Origin of the sequence: Kocuria sp. CPCC 205258, assembly GCF_040981005.1 — a bacterium.
Classification (GTDB): domain Bacteria; phylum Actinomycetota; class Actinomycetes; order Actinomycetales; family Micrococcaceae; genus Kocuria; species Kocuria rosea.
Genome location: NZ_JAVKPS010000006.1, coordinates 232176 through 251414 on the forward strand (window position 1 = coordinate 232176; position 19239 = coordinate 251414).

General features: G+C 73.4%; 18 protein-coding genes and 1 tRNA gene. 7 read left to right on the plus strand and 12 right to left on the minus strand.

Annotated elements, in window-relative coordinates:
- Positions 1 to 76: 76 nt before the first annotated feature.
- The 3 genes from RF644_RS12400 to RF644_RS12410 are packed head-to-tail and all read right to left on the minus strand — an operon-like array spanning position 77 to position 1700.
- On the minus strand, positions 77 to 997 hold the full coding sequence (locus tag RF644_RS12400; protein WP_217905704.1) for an NUDIX hydrolase: 921 nt from the start codon (positions 995 to 997) through the stop codon (positions 77 to 79).
- The gene (locus RF644_RS12405; protein ID WP_109243634.1) at positions 981 to 1466 is read right to left on the minus strand and encodes a RidA family protein; all 486 of its coding nucleotides are present in this window, start codon (positions 1464 to 1466) and stop codon (positions 981 to 983) included. The genes RF644_RS12400 and RF644_RS12405 overlap by 17 nt, the downstream gene beginning before the upstream one ends.
- A 39-nt stretch (positions 1467 to 1505) precedes the next feature.
- Complete coding sequence (locus RF644_RS12410) at positions 1506 to 1700, minus strand: hypothetical protein (protein ID WP_031282517.1); 195 nt, start codon at positions 1698 to 1700, stop codon at positions 1506 to 1508.
- 91 nt (positions 1701 to 1791) lie between these two features.
- Between RF644_RS12410 and RF644_RS12415 the strand changes: the two genes are divergently transcribed.
- Positions 1792 to 3948, plus strand: coding sequence for a transglycosylase domain-containing protein (locus tag RF644_RS12415; RefSeq protein WP_368796728.1), 2157 nt, complete (start codon positions 1792 to 1794; stop codon positions 3946 to 3948).
- 56 nt (positions 3949 to 4004) lie between these two features.
- Positions 4005 to 4886, plus strand: coding sequence for a metallophosphoesterase (locus tag RF644_RS12420; RefSeq protein WP_244915870.1), 882 nt, complete (start codon positions 4005 to 4007; stop codon positions 4884 to 4886).
- A gap of 48 nt (positions 4887 to 4934) precedes the next feature.
- On the opposite strand, the gene RF644_RS12425 is transcribed toward RF644_RS12420, so the two are convergent.
- Entirely contained in the window at positions 4935 to 5513 is a 579-nt protein-coding gene (locus tag RF644_RS12425) for an RBBP9/YdeN family alpha/beta hydrolase (RefSeq protein WP_368796729.1), read from the minus strand.
- Positions 5510 to 5668: a hypothetical protein gene (locus tag RF644_RS12430; protein WP_165979625.1), complete on the minus strand. Its 159-nt coding sequence runs from the start codon at positions 5666 to 5668 to the stop codon at positions 5510 to 5512. The genes RF644_RS12425 and RF644_RS12430 overlap by 4 nt, the downstream gene beginning before the upstream one ends.
- A 173-nt stretch (positions 5669 to 5841) precedes the next feature.
- On the opposite strand from RF644_RS12430, the gene RF644_RS12435 reads away from it, so the two are divergent.
- The 4 genes from RF644_RS12435 (at position 5842) to RF644_RS12450 (ending at position 10733) form a co-directional block, all read left to right on the plus strand.
- On the plus strand, positions 5842 to 8691 hold the full coding sequence (locus RF644_RS12435) for an FAD-binding and (Fe-S)-binding domain-containing protein (protein ID WP_368796730.1): 2850 nt from the start codon (positions 5842 to 5844) through the stop codon (positions 8689 to 8691).
- Positions 8692 to 8759: 68 nt separating this feature from the next.
- Entirely contained in the window at positions 8760 to 9254 is a 495-nt protein-coding gene (locus tag RF644_RS12440; RefSeq protein WP_368796731.1) for a MarR family winged helix-turn-helix transcriptional regulator, read from the plus strand.
- A 5-nt stretch (positions 9255 to 9259) separates the two neighbouring features.
- Positions 9260 to 9682, plus strand: coding sequence for an organic hydroperoxide resistance protein (locus RF644_RS12445; protein ID WP_017832530.1), 423 nt, complete (start codon positions 9260 to 9262; stop codon positions 9680 to 9682).
- A 43-nt stretch (positions 9683 to 9725) separates the two neighbouring features.
- Entirely contained in the window at positions 9726 to 10733 is a 1008-nt protein-coding gene (locus tag RF644_RS12450; RefSeq protein WP_368796732.1) for an NADP-dependent oxidoreductase, read from the plus strand.
- Between the two features lie 9 nt (positions 10734 to 10742).
- Here the strand turns inward: RF644_RS12450 and RF644_RS12455 are convergent, their stop codons facing one another.
- The 7 genes from RF644_RS12455 to RF644_RS12485 all read right to left on the minus strand — a co-directional run bounded on the left by RF644_RS12455 (position 10743) and on the right by RF644_RS12485 (position 18864).
- Entirely contained in the window at positions 10743 to 11441 is a 699-nt protein-coding gene (locus RF644_RS12455; RefSeq protein WP_368796733.1) for a haloacid dehalogenase type II, read from the minus strand.
- Positions 11442 to 11502: 61 nt separating this feature from the next.
- Positions 11503 to 12213 (minus strand): HAD family hydrolase, encoded by a 711-nt coding sequence (locus tag RF644_RS12460; RefSeq protein ID WP_109268175.1) that lies wholly within the window; start codon positions 12211 to 12213, stop codon positions 11503 to 11505.
- 169 nt (positions 12214 to 12382) lie between these two features.
- Entirely contained in the window at positions 12383 to 12559 is a 177-nt protein-coding gene (locus RF644_RS12465; RefSeq protein WP_368796734.1) for a hypothetical protein, read from the minus strand.
- Positions 12556 to 13986 carry a M28 family peptidase gene (locus tag RF644_RS12470; protein ID WP_368796735.1) on the minus strand — a complete coding sequence of 477 codons (1431 nt, stop codon included), beginning with the start codon at positions 13984 to 13986 and terminating at the stop codon, positions 12556 to 12558. The genes RF644_RS12465 and RF644_RS12470 overlap by 4 nt, the downstream gene beginning before the upstream one ends.
- 163 nt (positions 13987 to 14149) lie before the next feature.
- Entirely contained in the window at positions 14150 to 15595 is a 1446-nt protein-coding gene (locus RF644_RS12475) for a M28 family peptidase (protein ID WP_368796736.1), read from the minus strand.
- Positions 15596 to 15857: 262 nt separating this feature from the next.
- Positions 15858 to 17453 carry a M20/M25/M40 family metallo-hydrolase gene (locus RF644_RS12480; RefSeq protein ID WP_368796737.1) on the minus strand — a complete coding sequence of 532 codons (1596 nt, stop codon included), beginning with the start codon at positions 17451 to 17453 and terminating at the stop codon, positions 15858 to 15860.
- A gap of 157 nt (positions 17454 to 17610) precedes the next feature.
- A complete protein-coding gene (locus RF644_RS12485) occupies positions 17611 to 18864 on the minus strand; it encodes a M28 family peptidase (protein ID WP_176337870.1) in 1254 nt (417 codons plus the stop codon).
- A 231-nt stretch (positions 18865 to 19095) separates the two neighbouring features.
- Between RF644_RS12485 and RF644_RS12490 the strand changes: the two genes are divergently transcribed.
- Positions 19096 to 19172, plus strand: a tRNA-Pro gene (locus RF644_RS12490).
- Positions 19173 to 19239: the final 67 nt, after the last annotated feature.

Here is a 19239-nt window from a genome sequence, read left to right on the forward strand (position 1 = left end):
CCTGCCCCCGCATCGGGACGGCCCGGTCACCCTCGCGGGTGACCGGGCCGTCCGCGTGTGCGGGCGCGGCGGCGGCTCAGGTCAGGTCGAGGCGCAGCACGGGCCGGCCGTCGTGCACCTCGAGCACCGGGTTGCGGGCCACCACGGCCCGCTTCCTGGCCAGGAACGCGATCGCCGACGTGCACTCGGCGACCGACTCGAGCACGCACTGCACGCCGGGCGAGGAGAGGTCGTCGATCGTGCGGCCCACGGTGTCCTCCTGCCCCACGAGGTCCCCGAGCCAGCTGCCCGCCGGGTCGGCCACGGCCTGCGCGGCGTCCACCCAGCGGCCCCAGACGCCCTTCGACTCGAGCACGGACGGGGCCTGCCCATCGGGGACCACCGCGGTGAAGTAGTGGATGTCGTACCGGCGGTGGGCGAAGTCGGAGGTGATCCAGTGCGCGAGGGGCTTGAGCAGGTCGGAGCGCAGCACGAGCCGGCGCCGGCCGAGGACCTGGGCGAGGGACACGTCCCCCACGGCGAGCGCCTCCCGGGAGCGCATCCACTCGGCGCCCTCCACGGACTCGATGGTGCTCATCGTGTCCGACCCGGCCAGCAGGACGCCGGCCTCCTCGAACGCCTTGCGGACCGCGGCGACCACGGTGCGCCGCGCCCGGCCGAGGTCGTCCTCGACGCCGAGCCTGCGCGCCCAGTCCGCGGGGCTGGGCCCGGCCCAGTCGAGGGGCTCGTCGTCGTGGGGCTCGAGGGTCCCGCCGGGGAATCCGACGGTGCCGAGCGGTGAGTTGCCCGGGCGGTACTTGAGGTAGGTCTCCACGCCGTGCTCGCCGTCCCGCACGAAGACCACCGCGGCGGCCGGTGAGGGCGCGCTGCCGGGGATGCCGGCACCCCGCTCGAGCCAGGCCTGCGCGGCCCCGCGCTGGCCCTCCGGGATCTCGAACCAGCGCACGGCCGGCGGACGGCCCTGCCGCGGGGGCTGCGAATCAGCGGAACTCGGCAACGAGCTCCACCTCGACCGGCGCGTCGAGCGGCAGGACCGCGACGCCCACCGCGGAGCGGGCGTGCACCCCGGCGTCGCCGAAGATCCGGCCCAGCAGCTCGGAGGCGCCGTTGATCACGCCGGGCTGGCCGGTGAAGCCGGGATCGGAGGCCACGAAGCCGACGACCTTCACGATCCGGACCACCCGGTCCAGGTCCCCGACGGCCTCCTTGACCGCGGCCACAGCGTTGAGGGCGGCGCGGGCCGCGAGCTCGTGGGCGTCCTCGGGGGAGACGGTGCCCGCCGCCCCGGACGCGGACACCTTGCCGGTGGCGGGCAGCTGCCCGTCCACGAAGGGCAGCTGGCCCGAGGTGTGCACCCACGAGCCGGTGACCACGGCGGGCACGTAGGCGGCCACGGGGGCCGCGACGGCCGGGAGCTCGAGGCCGAGCTCGGCGATGCGGGATTCGACGGCGGAGCCGTTGCTCATGGAAGTCCTCCGGTGTGGTGGGGCTGCGGTGTCCGGGCGTCAGCCCTTGGGGCGCTTGAAGTAGGCGATGGGGTTGGTCTGGACGGGGGCGTTCACGTTGCCCGCCGGGACGTCGGCGGGGGTGCTGCCGGGGAGCACGGTGACGAGCTCCCACCCGTCGTCGCCCCAGTTGTCGAGGATCTGCTTGGTGGCGTGGATCATGAGCGGCACGGTGGCGTATTCCCAGGTAGTCATGGCCCCAGCGTAGCCACGAACGCGGGGACGCGCTCCGCCGTGACGGGCCGCACACCGGCTGCGGCCAGGTTCGCGCTTGTAGACTGTCCGAATGGCTTCCCGCAAGAACCCTGCCGCGCAGGCACCGTCAGCCCTGGGCAACGTCGTGGCGTTCATCGCCACGAGCGTCGTTGCCGGCATCGTGGCCGCCGGTCTCCTGGTCCCCCCCGCAGCCGCCACCGGTCTCGCCGCCAACGCCTCCATCGGGTGGTTCAAGGACCTCCCGGCCCAGATGGAGGCGGGGCCGATGTCGCGCGCCTCCACCGTGGTGGCGCGGGACGGGACCGAGATCGCCACGTTCTACGCGCAGAACCGCACCCCTGTGTCCCTGGACGAGATGTCCCCGCACATGAGTGCCGCGATCCTCGCGATCGAGGACCGCGACTTCTACGAGCACGGCGGCGTGGACCTCGGCGGCATCCTGCGCGCCCTGGGCAACAACATCATCCGCCCGGACGCTCGCCAGGGCGCGTCGACCATCACGCAGCAGTACGTGAACAACCTGCTCATCGACTCCCAGGTCCGCGCCGGCGAGGAGGCCACCACCATCGGCGCCGACAAGGGCTACACGGACAAGATCAAGGAGATCAAGCTCGCCCTGTCCATGGAGCAGGAGCTGAGCAAGGACGAGATCCTCGAGGGCTACCTCAACATGGTGCTCTTCGGCGGGCAGAACTACGGCGTGGAGGCGGCGGCCCAGTACTACTGGGGCATCCCGGCGTCCGACCTGAGCGTCTCCCAGTCCGCCGTCCTGGCCGGGATGGTGCAGTCCCCCAACTACTACGACCCGGCCGCGAACCCGGAGGCGGCCACCGAGCGGCGCAACATCGTGCTGGACACGATGCTCACCACCGGGGCCATCACCCAGGAGGAGCACGCGGCCGCGGCCGCCGAGCCCATCGAGGTGGACCCCAACCCCACGAACTCCGGGTGCACGGCCGCCGAGGTCGCCCCCTACTTCTGCGACTACGTGGAGAACTCCATCCTCCAGGACTCGGCGTTCGGCGAGACCCCCGAGGAGCGGCTCAAGACCCTGCAGCTCGGCGGGCTCACCATCACCACCACGCTCGACGTCGAGGCCCAGCGGGTGGCCGAGGAGTCGGTCAACGAGACCCAGCCGCGGGACGACAACCCGGACAACGTCTCCACCGCGCTCGTCTCCCTCGAGCCGACCAACGGCGACATCGTGGCGATGGCGCAGAACACCTACTACTCCACCGGCGAGGGCGCCTCCAACACCACGTACAACTTCAACGTGGACTCGTGGATGGGCGGGGCCGGCGGCTTCCAGGTCGGCTCGACCTACAAGCCGCTGACGTACGCCGCGTGGATCGACGCCGGCAACGGCGCGGAGGACGAGATCGACGCGACCCGCACCCGGTGGCCCGCAGACCACCGGTGGAAGGCCTCGTGCCTGGAGCGCGGGTACAAGATCGAGCCCGGCAACAACGGCGAGGGCTTCGAGATCCAGAACGCCGAGTCCGGCTACACCCGCGAGATGGAGGCCGACTTCGGCCTGTACAACTCGATCAACACCGCGATCTACGCGATGGCCGAGGACCTCGACCTGTGCGACATCGGGGAGATCTCCGAGTCCCTGGGCATCGTCAACGGCAAGAACGGCGAGCCCGTGGACACCACGGTCCTCGCGTCCCTGCTGGGCGGCTCCGTGGACATCTCCCCCATGACCATGGCCCGGGCGTACTCGGCGTTCGCCAACCGCGGCGAGATGTGCGAGCCCCGCGCCCTCGAGCGGGTCGTGGACTACACCGGCAAGGAGTACGACATCCCCGAGACGTCCTGCGAGCGCGTGATCAGCGAGGACGTGGCCGACGGCGTGAACTTCGCGCTCAACCAGACCCTGATCCGCGGCTCGGGCTGGCAGCGGGAGATCGGCCTGCCGGGCGCCTCCGCGGCCAAGACGGGCACCACGGACAACTCGACCCAGACCTGGATGGTGGGCTACACCCAGGGCCTGGCCACCGCGTCGTGGGTCGGCAACTACGAGTTCGGTTCCCGGTCCCTGAACGGGCTGTCCATCGGCGGGGAGCGCACCGAGGGCGACGACTGGGTGGACGGCTCCACCTACGCCGGCGGCCAGTGGCAGCGGTTCATGGAGGAGGTGGCCCGGGACTACGACACGGACGAGTTCGAGGAGCCCTCCGACCGCGTGCTCGAGGGCCGCAACGGCACCTCGGAGCCCGGCTGAGGCCGGGAGCGGGAGTGGATCGCGTGCACACCCCCCGGGGCGCCGTCGCGCCCGCCCTGCGGACCGCCGCCGCCGTGACGGCGGCCGGTGCCGGGGCGGCGGCGGGCCTCGGCGCGTGGGGCGTCGTCGTCGAGCGCCGCCGGTTCCAGCTGCGCACGGAACGGCTCCGGCTGCTGCCCGAGGGCAGCGCGCCGCTGCGGATCCTGCACCTGTCGGACCTGCACGTCTGGCCCGGCCAGCGCGCCGTGCGGGAGTTCGTGCACTCGCTCGCGGCGCTGGAGCCGGACCTCGTGGTGGACACCGGGGACAACCTCTCCCACCCCGGGGCGCTGCCGTGGCTGCTGGAGATCCTGGAGCCGCTGTTCCGCTTCCCCGGGGCCTACGTCCCGGGGTCCAACTGCTACTTCGCGCCGCGGCCCAAGAACCCGTTCCGCTACCTGTGGCGGGACACCTCCGGGGAGGGCCGGGACGAGGCGCCCCGGCTGCCCACCCAGGACATGCACGACGCGTTCGACGCCGCGGGCTGGACGCCGCTGATCAACCGCTCCGCCCGGATGGAGGTCGCGGGCCTCGCCCTGGACCTGTCCGGGGTGGACGACCCGCACCTGGGCTACGACCGGCACCCCGGCTTCGGCGACCCCGCGACGGCGGACCTGCGCCTCGGGGTGGCCCACGCCCCCTACCTGCGGACCCTCGACCGCTTCGCGGCGGACGGCGCGCAGCTGGTGCTGGCCGGGCACACGCACGGCGGGCAGGTCTGCCTGCCGGGCGGGCGGGCGCTGGTCAGCAACTGCGACCTCGAGCCGGAGCGCTGCAAGGGGCTCATCACCCAGGGCGGGGTGCCGGTCAACGTGTCGGCGGGCCTGGGGACGTCCCGCTTCGCCCCGATCCGGCTGTTCTGCCCGCCCGAGGCCGTGCTGCTGACGCTCACGGACTGAGCGGGCCTCCCCCGGCCGCCCGCACGCCGGCCGCCCGCGCGGGCGCCTTCAGCCGCCGCGCGGCACCAGGGCCTCGAGCACCGCGGGCAGGCGGGTGACGCCGTCGGAGCCGCAGAAGTGTCCCGCCCGCGGCACCACCCGCACGGGGGCGTCGAGCCGCGCGGCGAGCGCCTCGGTGGCGGCCGCCGGCACGGTCGGGTCGTCGTCCGAGCGCAGCACCAGGCGGCGCCGGGCGTTGGCGCGCACGGCGGAGACGTCCATGTCCTCGGCGAGGAACTCGTCGAGGAGCGGCACGGCCTCGAGCCGTCCCGTGAAGCCGGCCACGAGCACCAGCCCGCCCAGCGTCCACGGCTGGGGCAGACCGGCGAGGTGGCGCAGGAGGGTGATGCAGCCCAGGCTGTGGCCCACCAGGTGGGTGTGCGGGTCCGGCTCGCCGACCGCCCGTGCCACGGCGGCCAGCCACGCCCCGGCTTCCGGGAAGGACGGCTCCGGCAGCTCCACGACCTCGGTCCGCACGCCCTCGGCGGCGAGCCGTTCGCGCAGCCACGGGAACCAGTGCTGGTCGGGGGCGGCGTCGTAGCCGTGCACCACCACCACCCGGCGGACCTCCGGCTCGGGCTCGCTCACCCGGAGATCTCGGGGACCGCCACGATGATCCGGTGGTTGGTCTTGTCGCACAGGTACATCTCGACCGTGCCCTCCGGCACCGGGCCGCCTTCGGGCCACTGGTCCTCGGGGATCTGGCGCAGGGGCCCGCCGCAGGACGGGCAGATGGGGTCCATGGTGATCTCCTCCAGGGGTCGGCTCCCGGGCCGGCGGGCCCGTGGCCCGAGCTTCCCCCAAAACGGCGCCGCCCACAATCCCCTGCCGGGCGGACCGCTGCGGCGCCTGTGGTCACACCATAGGATGTGGCGTGGACCACCCCGGCTGCCCCGCCTCCCCGTCAGGAGATCCCATGACCGCCCCCAGCACGCACCCCGCCCCCGCCCCCGAGGCCCTGCTGGAGGAGCTGCGAGCCGGGTGCGGCCGCGACGCGGTGGTGACCTCGGAGCTCGAGCACCGCGCGCTGGCCCACGACGCCTCCCACTACCTGCTGCAGCCCGCGGCGGTGGTGCGCCCGCGCTCGGCCGCGGACATGGGCCACCTCTTCCGCGCGGTCGCCCGCCACGGCCTGGGCCTGACCTTCCGCTCCGGCGGGACGTCCCTGTCCGGGCAGTCCGTGACGGACCAGGTGCTGGTCGACGTCCGGCGGAACTTCCGGGAGGTCGAGGTGCTGGACGGCGGCCAGCGGGTCCGTGTGCAGCCCGGGGCCACGGTGCGGCAGGTCAACGCCCGGCTGGCCCCGTACGGCCACAAGCTGGGGCCGGACCCGGCGAGCGAGGCCGCGTGCACGATCGGCGGTGTGGTGGCCAACAACTCCTCGGGCATGGCCTGCGGGACCGACGCCAACACCTACCGGACGCTGGAGTCCCTGGTGTTCGTCCTGCCCTCCGGGACCCGGGTGGACACCGCGGACCCGGACGCCGACCGGCGGCTGCGGGAGCTCGAGCCCGCCCTGCACGAGGGTCTGCTGCGGCTGCGGGACCGGGTGCGCGGCGACCCGGCGTCGGTGCGCACGATCGAGCGGCAGTTCTCGATGAAGAACACCATGGGCTACGGCCTCAACTCCTTCCTGGACCACGACGAGCCGGTGCGGATCCTCGAGCACCTGATGGTCGGCAGCGAGGGCACCCTGGGCTTCGTGGCCCAGGCGGTCTTCCGGACGGTGGAGATCCTGCCGTTCGCCTCCACGGGACTGCTGGTGTTCCCGGATCTGGCCGCGGCCACCCGCACGGTGCCCGCCCTGGTGGCGGCCCGCTCGGCCACGGTCGAGCTGCTGGACGCCACGTCCCTGAAGGTCTCCCAGCGCACGGGACTGGCCCCGGCGCAGCTCCTGGACATCGACGTCCGCGACCACGCGGCGCTGCTCGTCGAGTACCAGGGCCGCACGCCCGAGGAGGAGCAGGAGCTCTCGGCGGGCGCCGCCGGGCTGTTCCGCACCCTGGACCTCGCAGTACCGCCCGCCCTGACGGACGACCCCGCGGCCCGGGCCGCGCTGTGGACCGTGCGCAAGGGCCTCTACACCACCGTGGCGGGGGCCCGGCCGAGCGGGTCCAACGCGCTGCTCGAGGACGTCGTCGTCCCCGTCGCGGAGCTCGGCGAGACCTGCGAGCAGCTCACGGGGCTCTTCGACGCCCACGGCTACCGGGACTCGGTGATCTTCGGGCACGCCAAGGACGGCAACGTCCACTTCATGCTCAACGAGCAGTTCGACCGCCCGGACCTGCTGGCCCGCTACGAGCGCTTCACCGAGGACATGGTCGCCCTGGTCCTCGACCACCACGGCTCGCTCAAGGCCGAGCACGGCACGGGCCGCAACATGGCGCCGTTCGTGCGCCGGCAGTACGGGGACGAGCTCTACGACGTCATGGTGGCGCTCAAGCGGCTCGTCGACCCGGGCGCGCTGCTGAACCCGGGCGTGCTGCTCAACGAGGACCCCACGGTGTACGTGCGGGACCTCAAGACCGCGCCCACGGTGGAGCAGGAGGTGGACCGGTGCGTGGAGTGCGGCTACTGCGAGCCGGTCTGCCCCTCGAAGGACCTCACCCTCACGCCGCGGCAGCGCATCGTGGGCCGCCGGGAGATCGCGGCGGCCGAGGAGCGAGGGGACACGGAGCTCGCCGGCCGGCTGCGCGCCGAGTACGACTACGAGGGCCTGCAGACGTGCGCCGTGGACGGGATGTGCGTGACGGCCTGCCCCGTGCTCATCAACACGGGCGACCTCGTGCGCCGGCTGCGCGCCGAGGACCACAGCCGCGTCGCGGACGCCGGCTGGGGCGCCGCGGCGCGGGCGTGGGGGGCGACGACGACGGGCGCCGGGCTCGGTCTGACCGCCGCGAAGGCCCTGCCCGCCGCGCTGCCGGCCGCCGCGACCGCCGTGGCCCGGGCCGTCCTCGGCGCCGAGCACGTGCCGCAGTACAAGGCGGAGCTGCCCGCGGGCGGCCCGCCCCGGCCGCACCGGCGGGACCCGGCCGCGGAGGCCGTGTTCTTCCCGGCGTGCATCAACTCGATGTTCGGCACGGCCGCCCGACCGGGGGGCGGTACCGGCCTGACCGCCTCGGAGGCGTTCCTGGCGCTGTGCGACCGCGCCGGGGTGCACGTCACCGTCCCCGAGGGCATCGGGAACCTGTGCTGCGGGACGCCGTGGAAGTCGAAGGGACTGCCCACCGGGTACGCCACGATGTCGGAGCGGACGCTGGCCGGGCTGTGGGAGGCGACCCGTCAGGGCGAGCTGCCGGTCGTCTGCGACGCCGCGTCCTGCACCGAGGGCCTGGAGACCATGTCCGAGCTGGCGGCGGCGTCCAGCGAGTACCACGCGCTGCGGTTCGTGGACGCGGTGGAGTTCGTGGCGGACCGGGTGCTGGGGCGGCTGACCGTCAGCCGCCCGATCCGGTCCATGTCGCTGCACCCCACGTGCTCGAGCGTGCACCTGGGCATCACCGGCGCCTTCGAGACGCTGGCCCGGGCGATCAGCGAGGACGTGGTCGTGCCGAAGGACTGGGGCTGCTGCGCCTACGCCGGGGACCGCGGCATGCTGCACCCCGAGTTCACGGCCTCGGCCACCGCGGCCGAGGCTCGCGAGGTCACCGGCCGCCGCTTCGACGCCTACGCGTCCCTCAACCGCACGTGCGAGCAGGGCATGACGGAGGCCACCGGCCACCCGTACCGGCACGTGCTCGAGCACCTGGAGGAGGCGACCCGCTGACCCACGCCCCATTTTTGGTTGTGCACAACTGAGTTGTGCTCAACCGATACCTGTGCCACCATGGGGTCATGGACGCAGATCTCCGGCTCGACGCGCAGCTGTGCTTCGCGCTCTACGCCGCCTCACGGGCCACGACCGCGGCCTACCGCGAGCCGCTGGCCGAGCTCGGCCTGACGTATCCGCAGTACCTCGCGCTGCTCGCGCTGTGGGAGGAGGACGGCCAGACCGTCTCGGCGCTGGGCTCCCGCCTCCGCCTGGACAGCGGCACCCTCTCCCCGCTGCTCAAGCGGATGGAGACCGGCGGGCTCCTCGAGCGCCGCCGGGGGCACGACGACGAGCGGCGGGTCACCGTCCACCTCACGCCGTCCGGCCACCGGCTGCGCGAGCGCGCCCCGGCCGTGCAGCGGCGCGTCCTGGAGGCCTCGGGGCTGACCGCCGCCGAGATGGAGACGCTGCGGACCCTGGCCCGGCGGATCGGCGCCCCCGCCGATCCGCACGCCGCGGACCGCCCCGGTGCGGACAGCACCGGAACCCGAACCACCACCACCGACACCCAGGAGTGACCAGCATGGACACCGTCTACACCGCCGAGGCCCTCGCCACCGGCGCCGGCCGCGACGGCCGCACCCGCACCACCGACGGCCGGATCGACCTGGGCCTGGCCGTCCCGCAGGAGATGGGCGGCTCCGGCGACGGCGCCAACCCCGAGCAGCTCTTCGCCGCGGGCTACGCCGCCTGCTTCCACTCCGCGCTGCAGATGGTGGCCCGGCAGGAGAAGGTGAAGCTCGGCGACTCCAGCGTCGGGGCCCGCGTGGGCATCGGCGGCAACGGCCAGGGCGGCTTCGGCCTCGAGGTCGACCTCGAGGTCGTGCTCCCCGACCTCGACCCGGCCACCGCGCAGGCCCTGGCGGACAAGGCCCACCAGGTGTGCCCGTACTCGAACGCCACCCGCGGCAACGTCGACGTCCGCGTGACCGTCGCCGACGACTGATCCCCGCTCCCCCGCACCCTTCCCTCGACCCCCAGGAGAACCGATGACATCCCCCACCAGCACCCGCCAGGTCGTGCTCGCCTCCCGCCCCGACGGCACCCCCACCCCCGAGAACTTCCGGCTCGAGGAGGCCGCGCTGCCCGCGCCCGGTCCCGGCCAGGTCGTGGTCGCCAACCGCTGGATGTCCGTGGACCCGTACATGCGCGGCCGGATGAACGACGTGAAGTCCTACGTCCCCCCGTTCCAGGTGGACCACCCGCTCGACGGCGGCGCTGTGGGCGAGGTCATCGCCTCCTCCGCGCCCGAGCTGCCCGTGGGCGCCACGGTGCTGCACGGGGCCGGGTGGCGGGAGCACGCGCTCGTCGAGGCCGCCTCGGCCACCGTGGTGGACCCCGCCCTCGCCCCGGAGTCGGCCTACCTGGGGGTGCTCGGCATGCCGGGGCTCACCGCGTACGCCGGCCTCATGGCGGCCGCACGGTTCCGGCCCGGGGACACGGTGTTCGTCTCCGGCGCCGCCGGGGCCGTGGGCTCGCTCGTCGGCCAGATCGCGAAGCTCAGCGGCGCCGCCCGCGTGGTCGGCAGCGCCGGCTCGCCCGAGAAGGTCGCCCGCCTGCTGGAGCTCGGCTTCGATGCCGCCTTCGACTACCACGACGGCCCGGTGCTCCCCCAGCTGCGGAGCGCGGCGCCCGAGGGCATCGACGTCTACTTCGACAACGTGGGCGGCGAGCACCTGGAGGCCGCGATCTCCGCGCTGAACGTCCACGGCCGCGTGTGCCTGTGCGGGGCGATCTCGCAGTACAACGCGACCGAGCCCCCGGCGGCGCCGCGGAACCTGGCGCTGGCGATCGGCAAGCAGCTGAGCCTGCAGGGCTTCCTGGTCAGCGGTCACCAGGACCTGGGCCCGGAGTTCCGCGAGAAGATGGCCGGCTGGCTCGCGGCCGGCGAGATCCGGTGGGACGAGACCGTGCGCGAAGGGCTGGACGACGCCCCGCAGGCGTTCATCGACCTGCTCGCCGGGGCCAACACCGGCAAGATGGTCGTCAAGCTGTGAGCTGAGCCGTCAGACGGTCGGCCCGGCGCCGCCGGCGGCCAGCCGCGCGGCGAGCTCCCGCACCCCGGACACCCTGAGGTCCGGGGTGCGCGCGTACGCCGGCCAGGGCGAGCCGTGCCGGTCGATCCAGGCCGTGCGCAGCCCCGCCCGGGCGGCGCCGTGCAGGTCCCACGGATGCACCGCGACCATGAGCATCTGCTCCGACGGCACGCCCCACGCCCCGCTCGCCCAGGTGTAGGCCTCGGACGCCGGCTTCCAGCAGGGGGCCTTCTCGACGGAGCAGACGCGCTCGAAGTGCTGCCGCACGCCCGCCCGCTCCAGCAGGCCCTCGGCGGTGGCCGCGGAGCCGTTGGTGAGGGCGGTGAGCCGGAACCCGGCGTCGGCCAGGGAGCGCACCCCGTCCGGGACGTCGGCGTGGACGGGCAGCTGCTGCACGGCGTCCAGGACGTGGGCCACGGCGTGCTCGACGTCCCCGGCCGGCGGGTGCAGGGTGAAGAGCGCGCGCGCCGTCTCCTGCCCTAGCACGGAGAACGGCTGGGCCTCGCCGTGGACGGCCAGCGCGAAGCCCTCCCGCAGGACGGAGGCGAACCACGTGGCCGCCAGCTCCCCCGGCACCCCGACCTCCTCGAAGGCGTGGCGCAGGGGGCGCATGTCGGAGAGGGTCTCGTTCACGTCGAACACGAGGACGGGTCTGTCGTCGGTGGTCATTCCGGGGCCTTTCGTTCGCGGTGGTGCGCGGCGCGGTCCGCGCGGGAGCCGGCGGGGGCGCTCAGCCCGCCGGGACGAGCCGGCCCAGGGGGCTGTTCTCGAAGTCGTCCAGGAGGGCCTGCGGGTCCGCGTAGACGGCCACGGCCCCGGCCTCGCGCAGCTCCGTCTCGCTGATCCCGCCGCTGGTCAGGCACACGGCGTCGAGGCCGAGCTTCCACGCGGACTCGACGTCCCAGCGGGCGTCCCCCACCACGATCGCGTCCTCGGGGCGCAGGTTTCCGGCCTCCAGGGCCGCGGCGAAGATGTCCGGGGCGGGCTTGCTGTGCTCGGCGTCCGTGGCGGTCGTGACCGCCGTGAGCAGGTCGTCCGAGCCGAGGGCCTCCCGCATGGCGGCCACCTCGGTGACGTTCGACGACGACGCCAGCACCACCACGAGCCCCGCGTCGGTGCAGCGGCGCAGCAGCTCCGCGGCGCCGCGGGTGGGCTTGAGCCCCGGCCAGTGCACGGAGAACAGGGCCCCGTGGGCCGCGCCGATGGCGTCGTCCCCGTCCCGGTCCCGGTCCGCGGGCAGCAGCTCGTCGATCAGCTGTTCCGAGCCCATGCCGATGAGCCGGTGGATGCGGTGCATGGGGACGTCGTGCCCGGCCTGGTTGAAGGCGTGCCACCAGGCGACGGTGTGCAGGTAGCTCGAGTCGATGAGGGTGCCGTCGACGTCGAACAGGACGCCGCGCCGGCTCGGCGCCGAGCGGTCGGGGGTCCGGGGAGGAGTCATGGCCTCACCCTCCCATCCGGTGGCCGGGTGAGCAATGGGGCGCGGAGTGGCGGTGGCGGCGCGGGTGCTCCGGGGGGACTCGTCCTGCCGTCGTGGAACGCCACCGCCCCCCCGACAACGACTGTGCGGAGGAAGGTCGGGGGGCCGCCCGGTCCCGACCGCCCGCCGCTCACTGCACCGGCACGTCTTCGGCGGCGCTGCGCGGGCCGCTCCCCTGGTCCGCGGTGGCCGGACCGAGCGGGAGCCCGCGCCCGCCCTGCTGCGCGCCCTCGTCCGCCCCCGTGCCGTCGACGTCCTGGGTGGAGGCCGCGAAGCGCTGGATCACGGCTGCCGCCGCGTCGGTCATCTCGCCCAGCCCCCGGGCGTCGACGTTGGCGAGGTCGTCGCACGCGCCGTGGTAGCAGAAGTCGTAGGCGACCCCGGCCCGGCCGCCGAACAGCGCGGCCTGCTCCGCGGTCTTGATCCCCTCGGCGCCGGTGAACAGACCGCGGAGGGGACGCCCTCGGCGATGAACGGCCCGTAGTCGCTGCGGCCGCTGAACTCCGTCTCGCCGGAGGCCAGCCCCACGGAGCCGAAGTGCTCGTGGAAGGCCGCCTCGACCGCGGCCGAGCCCGCCGGGGCGATCACGGGCCCGTCGGGGCCCTGCACGGGCGGGAAAGCGGAGTGGTCGCCGTCGTAGACGAAGCGCCCGTAATTCGGGGAGCCGATCATGTCGAAGTTCAGGTACACGGCGATGTCCTCCAGCGCGGCGGGGTCGTTCGCCTTCAGGTCCGCGACGTAGTGGCTGGAGCCGCGCAGGCCGAACTCCTCCGCGCCCCACCAGGCGAAGCGCACGGTGTTCGCGGTCTCCGTGCCCGCGAGCGCCTCGGCGATCGCCAGGATCCCCGCGGAGCCCGAGCCGTTGTCGTTGATGCCCGCGCCCTCGGGGACGCTGTCCAGGTGGGCGCCGACCATCACCGTGCTCCCGGACTCGCCCGAGCCCGTCTCGGCCAGGACGTTGACGGTCTCGCGGTTCTCGGAGACGGTCTGGGCCGTCACGGTCACCTCGCCCCCGCCCAGCAGGGCCGTCCCTGCCGCATGGCTGAGACCGACCACCGGGAGGGTCGTGGCACCGGGCTCCCCGAGCGTGCCGGCGACCACGCCCTCCTCGCCGGGCAGACCGGTGTTGAAGATCAGCACCACGGACGCCCCGGCGGCCTGGGCGTTGGCGGCCTTCACCCCGAAGGTGCACGTGCCCCGCTGGAGCAGGGCCACGCTGCCCGCCGTGAAGCCGGCGAAGTCCTCGGCCTCGCAGCCGCTCGTGCTCGCCGCCGGGGCGCCGGCGGTGTCCACGGCCTGCACCGGGGCGGTCACCGTGCCGGAGCCCGAGTAGACCATGACGGCCGCCTCCGCCGCGGTCAGGGTCCGCGGGACACCGCCCGGGCCGGGCACGGCCACGGTGGTCGGGACGACCTCCTGGAAGAACGGGAAGGAGAAGCTCTGGACCCGCGGGGCGTAGCCGGCGGCGCGCAGCCGGCCGACCACGTAGTCCGCGCTGCCCCGGTAGCCCGGGGTGCCCGAGGCCCGGTTGCCGCCGTTGGCGTGGGCGACGGCCTGGAGCACCTCGAGGTGGTCCAGCACCTGCTGCACGGGCACGGCCGCGGCGGTCGGGGCGAGCGCTCCGGCGTCGTCGGCCTCTTTCGGCGCCGCCGTGACGGCGCTCGGCACGGTGAGCGCGAGGGTGCCGGCCAGGGCAGCGGCCACGGTCCAACGGCGGGGTGTGGGGTGCGGCATGGGTTCTCCCGGGGCCTGAGGCCGATCGGGGGCTCGACCGTGTCCGTCATGGGCCCCATCGGGCGGGTGGAGTCCTGCGCACAGGATCTCAGCTCCAGGTCAGAGGCACAATGACCGGACGGATTGTGGCGCCGGGAACCGCATCGGCCTCAGTGCGGCCGCCTCACTCGGCCTGCCTCTGCGCGGCGGCGTTGCTCGGGCCGCGGCCCTGGTCGACAGCGGCGGGGGGAACGGGCGCCACGATGCCGAGCAGCCGCCGGCCCTCCGTCTCGAGGTCCTCGCTGGAGTTCGCGAAGCGCAGGACGATGGCGGAGGCCGCACCGGTCATCTCCTCCAGCGTCCGGAGGTCGACGTTGCTGAGGTCGTCGCAGGACGCGTGGTAGCAGAAGTCGTAGCCGATGCCGGCCCGGCCCCCGAACAGCGCCGCCTGCTCCACGGTCTTGATCCCCTCCGCCCCGGTGAACAGACCGCCGGAGGCGATCCCCTCGGCGATGAACGGCCCGTAGTCGCTGCGGCCGCTGAACTCCGTCTCGCCGGAGGCAAGGCCCACGGAGCCGAAGTGCTCGTGGAAGGCCGCCTCGATCGCGGCCGAGCCCGCCGGGGCGGGCACCGAGCCGTCCTCCGGGCCGAACGCCGAGGCGTCGCCGTCGTAGACGAAGCGCCCGTGGTTCGGGGAGCCGATCATGTCGAAGTTCAGATACAGCGCGATGTTCCCGAGGGTCCCGGCGTCGTTGGTCTTGAGGTCCGTGACGTAGTGGCGGGACCCGAGCAGGCCGAACTCCTCGGCGCCCCACCAGGCGAAGCGCACCGCGTTGGCGGTCTCCGTGCCGGCGAGCGCCTCGGCGATGGCCAGGATCCCCGCGGAGCCGGACGCGTTGTCGTTGATCCCGGGACCCTCCGGGACGCTGTCCAGGTGGGCGCCGACCATGACCGTGCGCTGCCCGTCCCCCGAGTCCGTCTCGGCGAGGACGTTGAACGTCTCCCGGCTCTCGGAGACGGTCTGCGTGCTGACCGTCACCTCGCCCCCGCCCAGCAGGGCCACGCCCGCCGCGTAGCTCAGGCCGACCACGGGGACGGTCACCCCGCCGGGTTCGCCCAGGGTGCCGGCGACCGCGTCCTCGGCCCCGGCCAGTCCCGTGTTGAAGATCAGCACCGCGGAGGCCCCGGCGGCCTGGGCGTTGGCGGCCTTCACCCCGAAGGCGCACGTGCCCCGCTGGAGCAGCGCGATGTTCCCCGGGACGAAGTCGGCGAAGTCCCCGGCCTCGCACCCGCTGGTGCTCGCGGCCTTCTCGCCGGTCGTCCCCACGGCCTGCACCGGCGCCGTCACGGTCCCGGAGCCGGAGTAGGTCATGACCGCCACGTCGGTCGCGGGAAGCTGCCGTCCCCCTGCGCTGACCGTGGCCGGGGCGGTCTCCTGGAAGAAGGGGAAGGTGAACTCCTGGACCCGCGGGGCGTAGCCGGCCGCTCGCAGCCGGCCGACCACGTAGTCCACGCTGCCCCGGTAGCCGGACGTGCCCGAGGCGCGGTTGGCGTTGTTCGCGTTGGCGATGGCCTGGAACACCTCGAGGTGCTCCAGCACCTTCCCGACGGGCACGCCCGCCGCGGTCACCGGGACCACCCCGTCGCGGTCGGGGTGGCGGCGGCCACGGTCCGGTGGTGGTGGGTGCGGTGGCGCATGGGATCTCCCGGGGCAGGGGCCGATCGGGGGCTCGACCGTGGGGTCGGCTCCATCGTGCTGGTGGAGCCCTGTGCCCAGAATCTCAACTGCACGTCAGCGGCACAACGGTTGAGCGGATTGTGGCGCAGCGAACGGCCCCGCCCCCGGCGCGAGACGCGCCGGGGGCGGGGCCGTTCACTGGGCCTCGGGACCGTCAGGCGGCCGCCTTGTCGTGGCCGTGCCCGTGGCCGTGGCCGCGACCGTGCTCGGAGTGCGGGCCGTGGCCGCGGTCGTCGCCCTTGGGGTGCCCGACGGCGCCCTTGCCCTTCTGCTGGTAGGGCTTGCCCTCGCCGTTGACGTCGTGGGTGGACGTCGCGTAGCGCAGGACGACGGCCGCGGCGGCGTCGGACATCTCCTCCATGCCCTGGAGGTTCACGTTCGAGATGTCGTCGCAGGCCGAGTGGTAGCAGGAGTCGTAGGCGACACCGGCCTGGCCGCCGTACAGTGCGGCCTGCTCCTCGGTCTTCACGCCCTCGGCGCCCGTGAAGAGACCGCCGGAGGGGATGTCGGCCTCGATGAACGGCCCGTAGTCGCTGCGGCCGCTGAACTCGGTGTCGCCGGAGGCCAGCCCCACCGAGGCGAAGTGTTCGTGGAACGCCGCCTCGATCGCCGCGGAGCCCTCGGGGACGTTCGTGTCGCCGGGGTCGAAGGTGGAGGCGTCCCCGTCGTAGACGAAGCGCCCGTAGTTCGGGGAGCCGATCATGTCGAAGTTCAGGTACATCGCGATGTCCTCGAACGCCTCCGGGTCGTTCTTCCGCAGATCGGTCACGTAGTGCTCGGCTCCCAGCAGGCCGAGCTCCTCCGCGCCCCACCAGGCGAAGCGCACGGTGTTCTCGGTCTTCGTCTTGGCCATCGCCTCCGCGATGGCCAGGATGCCGGCCGACCCGGTGCCGTTGTCGCTGATGCCCGCGCCCTCGAGCACGCCGTCCAGGTGCGCGCCGACCATCACCGTGTTCTCGGGGTCGCCCGAGCCGGTCTCGGCGAGGACGTTGTAGGTGGTGCGGGTCGCCGAGACGGTGTCCGTGGCGACCGTGACCTCCTGGGCGTCCAGCAGGTCCACGCCGGCCTGGTAGCTGAGCCCGACCGTCGGCAGGGACGTGGCCTCCGGGGAGCCCAGGGTGCCGGCGACGGTGTCCTCCGCGTTCGGCAGGCCCGTGTTGAAGATCAGCACGGCGGAGGCGCCCGCGGCCTCCGCGTTGGCGGCCTTAATCCCGAAGGAGCAGGTGCCGCGCTGCAAGAGGGCCACATTGCCCGCCTCGAAGCCGGCGAAGTCGCTCGCCTCGCAGCCGCTGGTGCTGCCCACCCGGGCTCCGGTGGTGTCCACGGCCTGCACGGGGGCGGTGACGGTGCCCGTGCCGGAGTAGGTCATCACCGCGACGTCCCCGGCGGCGAGCTGCGTGCCGTCCGCGGCGACCGTGGCGGGGGTGCGCTCCTGGAAGAACGGGAAGTCGAACTCCTGGACCTCCGGGGTGTAGCCGGCGGCGCGCAGCCTCTCGACCACGTAGTCGACGCTGGCCTGGTAGCCGGAGGTGCCGGAGGCGCGGTTGCCGTCGTTGGCCTCCGCGATCGACTGGAAGGCGTTCAGGTGCTCCGTGAGCTTCTGCTGGGAGACGGCCTGGGTGATCTTGTGGGTGGTGTTGTTGTTGCTGGTGTCGCGGGTGGGGGCCGCGACGGCACTGGTCGCCGTCAGGGTCAGGGCGCCGGCCAGGGCGGCTGCGGTGATCCAGTGGCTGGGATTGCGAACGGGCATGGAACCTCCAGGTGAGCGGCGGCCGGGAGGTAGCCCGGCCGTGACGCGGTTCACAGTCATCGAGGGATGACTCGGATTTGCACATGCTCACAAATGAGTTACCGACCGGTCAATAACTTTTGTCCACTAGTTGGGGGACAACTCCAGCCGGCCCGACTCACCGGCGCCCGCGGGCGCGGCGCCGCACGGCGACGGCCGCCGCGACGGCTGCCGCGACGAGCACGCTCACGGCGGCGAGACCGACGAGGACCGGCCCGAGCTCCTCGAGCGCCCCGCGGCGTGGCCACCCGTCCGGCGGCCGGAGGGGCGCCCCGTCGTCGATCGTGGAGGACGCGAAGCCCAGGACGACCGCGGCCGTGGCGTCGCTCATCTCCTCCAGGACCTGGAGGTCTACGTTGTCCAGGTCGTCGCAGGCGGAGTGGTAGCAGGGGTCGTAGTCCACGCCGGCCTCGCCGCCGTACCGGGCGGCCTCCCTGCGCGTCTTCTCGCCCGTGTCGCCGGTGAAGAGACCACCCACGGGGATCCCGGCCCCGGCGAACACGAGGTGGTCGCTGCCGTCGTCGAGCGGCACCTCGTCGGCGGCGATCCCCACGGACTCGAAGTAGCCCTCGAACGCCGCCTCGATGGCGTCCGATCCGTCCGGAGCCTCGACGGAGTCGCCGTGCCAGCTGCTCCCGGACGCGTCGCCGTCGTAGACGAAACGCCCGTAGTTGGGAGAACCGATCATGTCGAAGTTCAGGTACATCGCGATGTCCTCGAACGCCCCGGGGTCGTTGGCCCGGAGGTCGGAGACGTAGTGGTCGGCGCCGTTGAGGTTCAGTTCCTCCGCGCCCCACCAGGCGAAGCGCACCCTGTTCTGCACGTCGGTGCCGGCCAGGGCCTCGGCCACCGCGAGGACGCCCGCTGCGCCGGAGCCGTTGTCGTTGAGGCCGGGGCCCTCCGGCACGCTGTCCAGGTGCGCGCCGACCAGCACGGTGCTGTCCGGGTCCCCCGTGGCCGTGTCCGCCAGCACGTTGTACGTCACACGGCGCTCCGTGGCCGAGTCCTCGTCGTGGTCGTCGTCGTGGTAGTCGTCGTGGTAGTCGTCGTGGTCCTCGTCACCCGGGACCGTGAAGACCTGCACCCGGGGGTCGTAGCCGGCGGCCTGCAGCCGTTCGACGACGTAGTCGACGCTCGCTCGGTAACCGTCGGTACCGACGGCGCGGTTGCCGCCGTGGGCGTCCGCGGCGTCCTGGAACGCCTGGAGGTGGCCCTCCAGCTGCTCGGCGGTGACGGCCTCGGTGATCTCCTCCGTCGAGGTGGCGCCGTCGGGCCCTGCCGGGAGAGCCGCAGCGGGGCCACCGGCTGTGAGCGACAGGACCACCGCCAGCACGACCGAGGCGAATCCTCTGCTGAATGCTCGTCGACGCACGATCCCTCCCCCGAGACATGGCGCCGCGAATGTTCCGGCAGGACGTCCCCCGCGACGTCCGCCGTGGACCGACGGTACTGTGCGATCACAGAAGCACAAGCAGGGCCTCCGGTCAACGGTCCACAGGTCATGCACCACCCCTGCGACACAGCCGCGGGCACCCGATTTCCCACCCGCCCGGCCGGATGGCTATGATGGAGCAGTTGTTTCCGGCCGAGACCGGATGCTTCACGGGATGTGGCGCAGCTTGGTAGCGCGCGTCGTTCGGGACGACGAGGTCGCAGGTTCAAATCCTGTCATCCCGACCATGTGATGTCTCAGGACATCGGCAAGGCCCGAACCCACGGATGTGGGTTCGGGCCTTTTGTCATGCCT

Excerpts from the sequence above, each read along its gene's own strand:
- RF644_RS12405 (WP_109243634.1), bottom strand. The coding sequence starts at position 1,466 with ATGAGCAACGGCTCCGCCGTCGAATCCCGCATCGCCGAGCTCGGCCTC.
- RF644_RS12435 (WP_368796730.1), top strand. The coding sequence starts at position 5,842 with ATGACCGCCCCCAGCACGCACCCCGCCCCCGCCCCCGAGGCCCTGCTG.
- RF644_RS12480 (WP_368796737.1), bottom strand. The coding sequence starts at position 17,453 with ATGCCCGTTCGCAATCCCAGCCACTGGATCACCGCAGCCGCCCTGGCC.
- RF644_RS12440 (WP_368796731.1), top strand. The coding sequence starts at position 8,760 with ATGGACGCAGATCTCCGGCTCGACGCGCAGCTGTGCTTCGCGCTCTAC.
- RF644_RS12410 (WP_031282517.1), bottom strand. The coding sequence starts at position 1,700 with ATGACTACCTGGGAATACGCCACCGTGCCGCTCATGATCCACGCCACC.
- RF644_RS12415 (WP_368796728.1), top strand. The coding sequence starts at position 1,792 with ATGGCTTCCCGCAAGAACCCTGCCGCGCAGGCACCGTCAGCCCTGGGC.
- RF644_RS12450 (WP_368796732.1), top strand. The coding sequence starts at position 9,726 with ATGACATCCCCCACCAGCACCCGCCAGGTCGTGCTCGCCTCCCGCCCC.
- RF644_RS12465 (WP_368796734.1), bottom strand. The coding sequence starts at position 12,559 with ATGACCGACGCGGCGGCAGCCGTGATCCAGCGCTTCGCGGCCTCCACC.
- RF644_RS12455 (WP_368796733.1), bottom strand. The coding sequence starts at position 11,441 with ATGACCACCGACGACAGACCCGTCCTCGTGTTCGACGTGAACGAGACC.
- RF644_RS12430 (WP_165979625.1), bottom strand. The coding sequence starts at position 5,668 with ATGGACCCCATCTGCCCGTCCTGCGGCGGGCCCCTGCGCCAGATCCCC.
- RF644_RS12445 (WP_017832530.1), top strand. The coding sequence starts at position 9,260 with ATGGACACCGTCTACACCGCCGAGGCCCTCGCCACCGGCGCCGGCCGC.
- RF644_RS12460 (WP_109268175.1), bottom strand. The coding sequence starts at position 12,213 with ATGACTCCTCCCCGGACCCCCGACCGCTCGGCGCCGAGCCGGCGCGGC.
- RF644_RS12470 (WP_368796735.1), bottom strand. The coding sequence starts at position 13,986 with ATGCCGCACCCCACACCCCGCCGTTGGACCGTGGCCGCTGCCCTGGCC.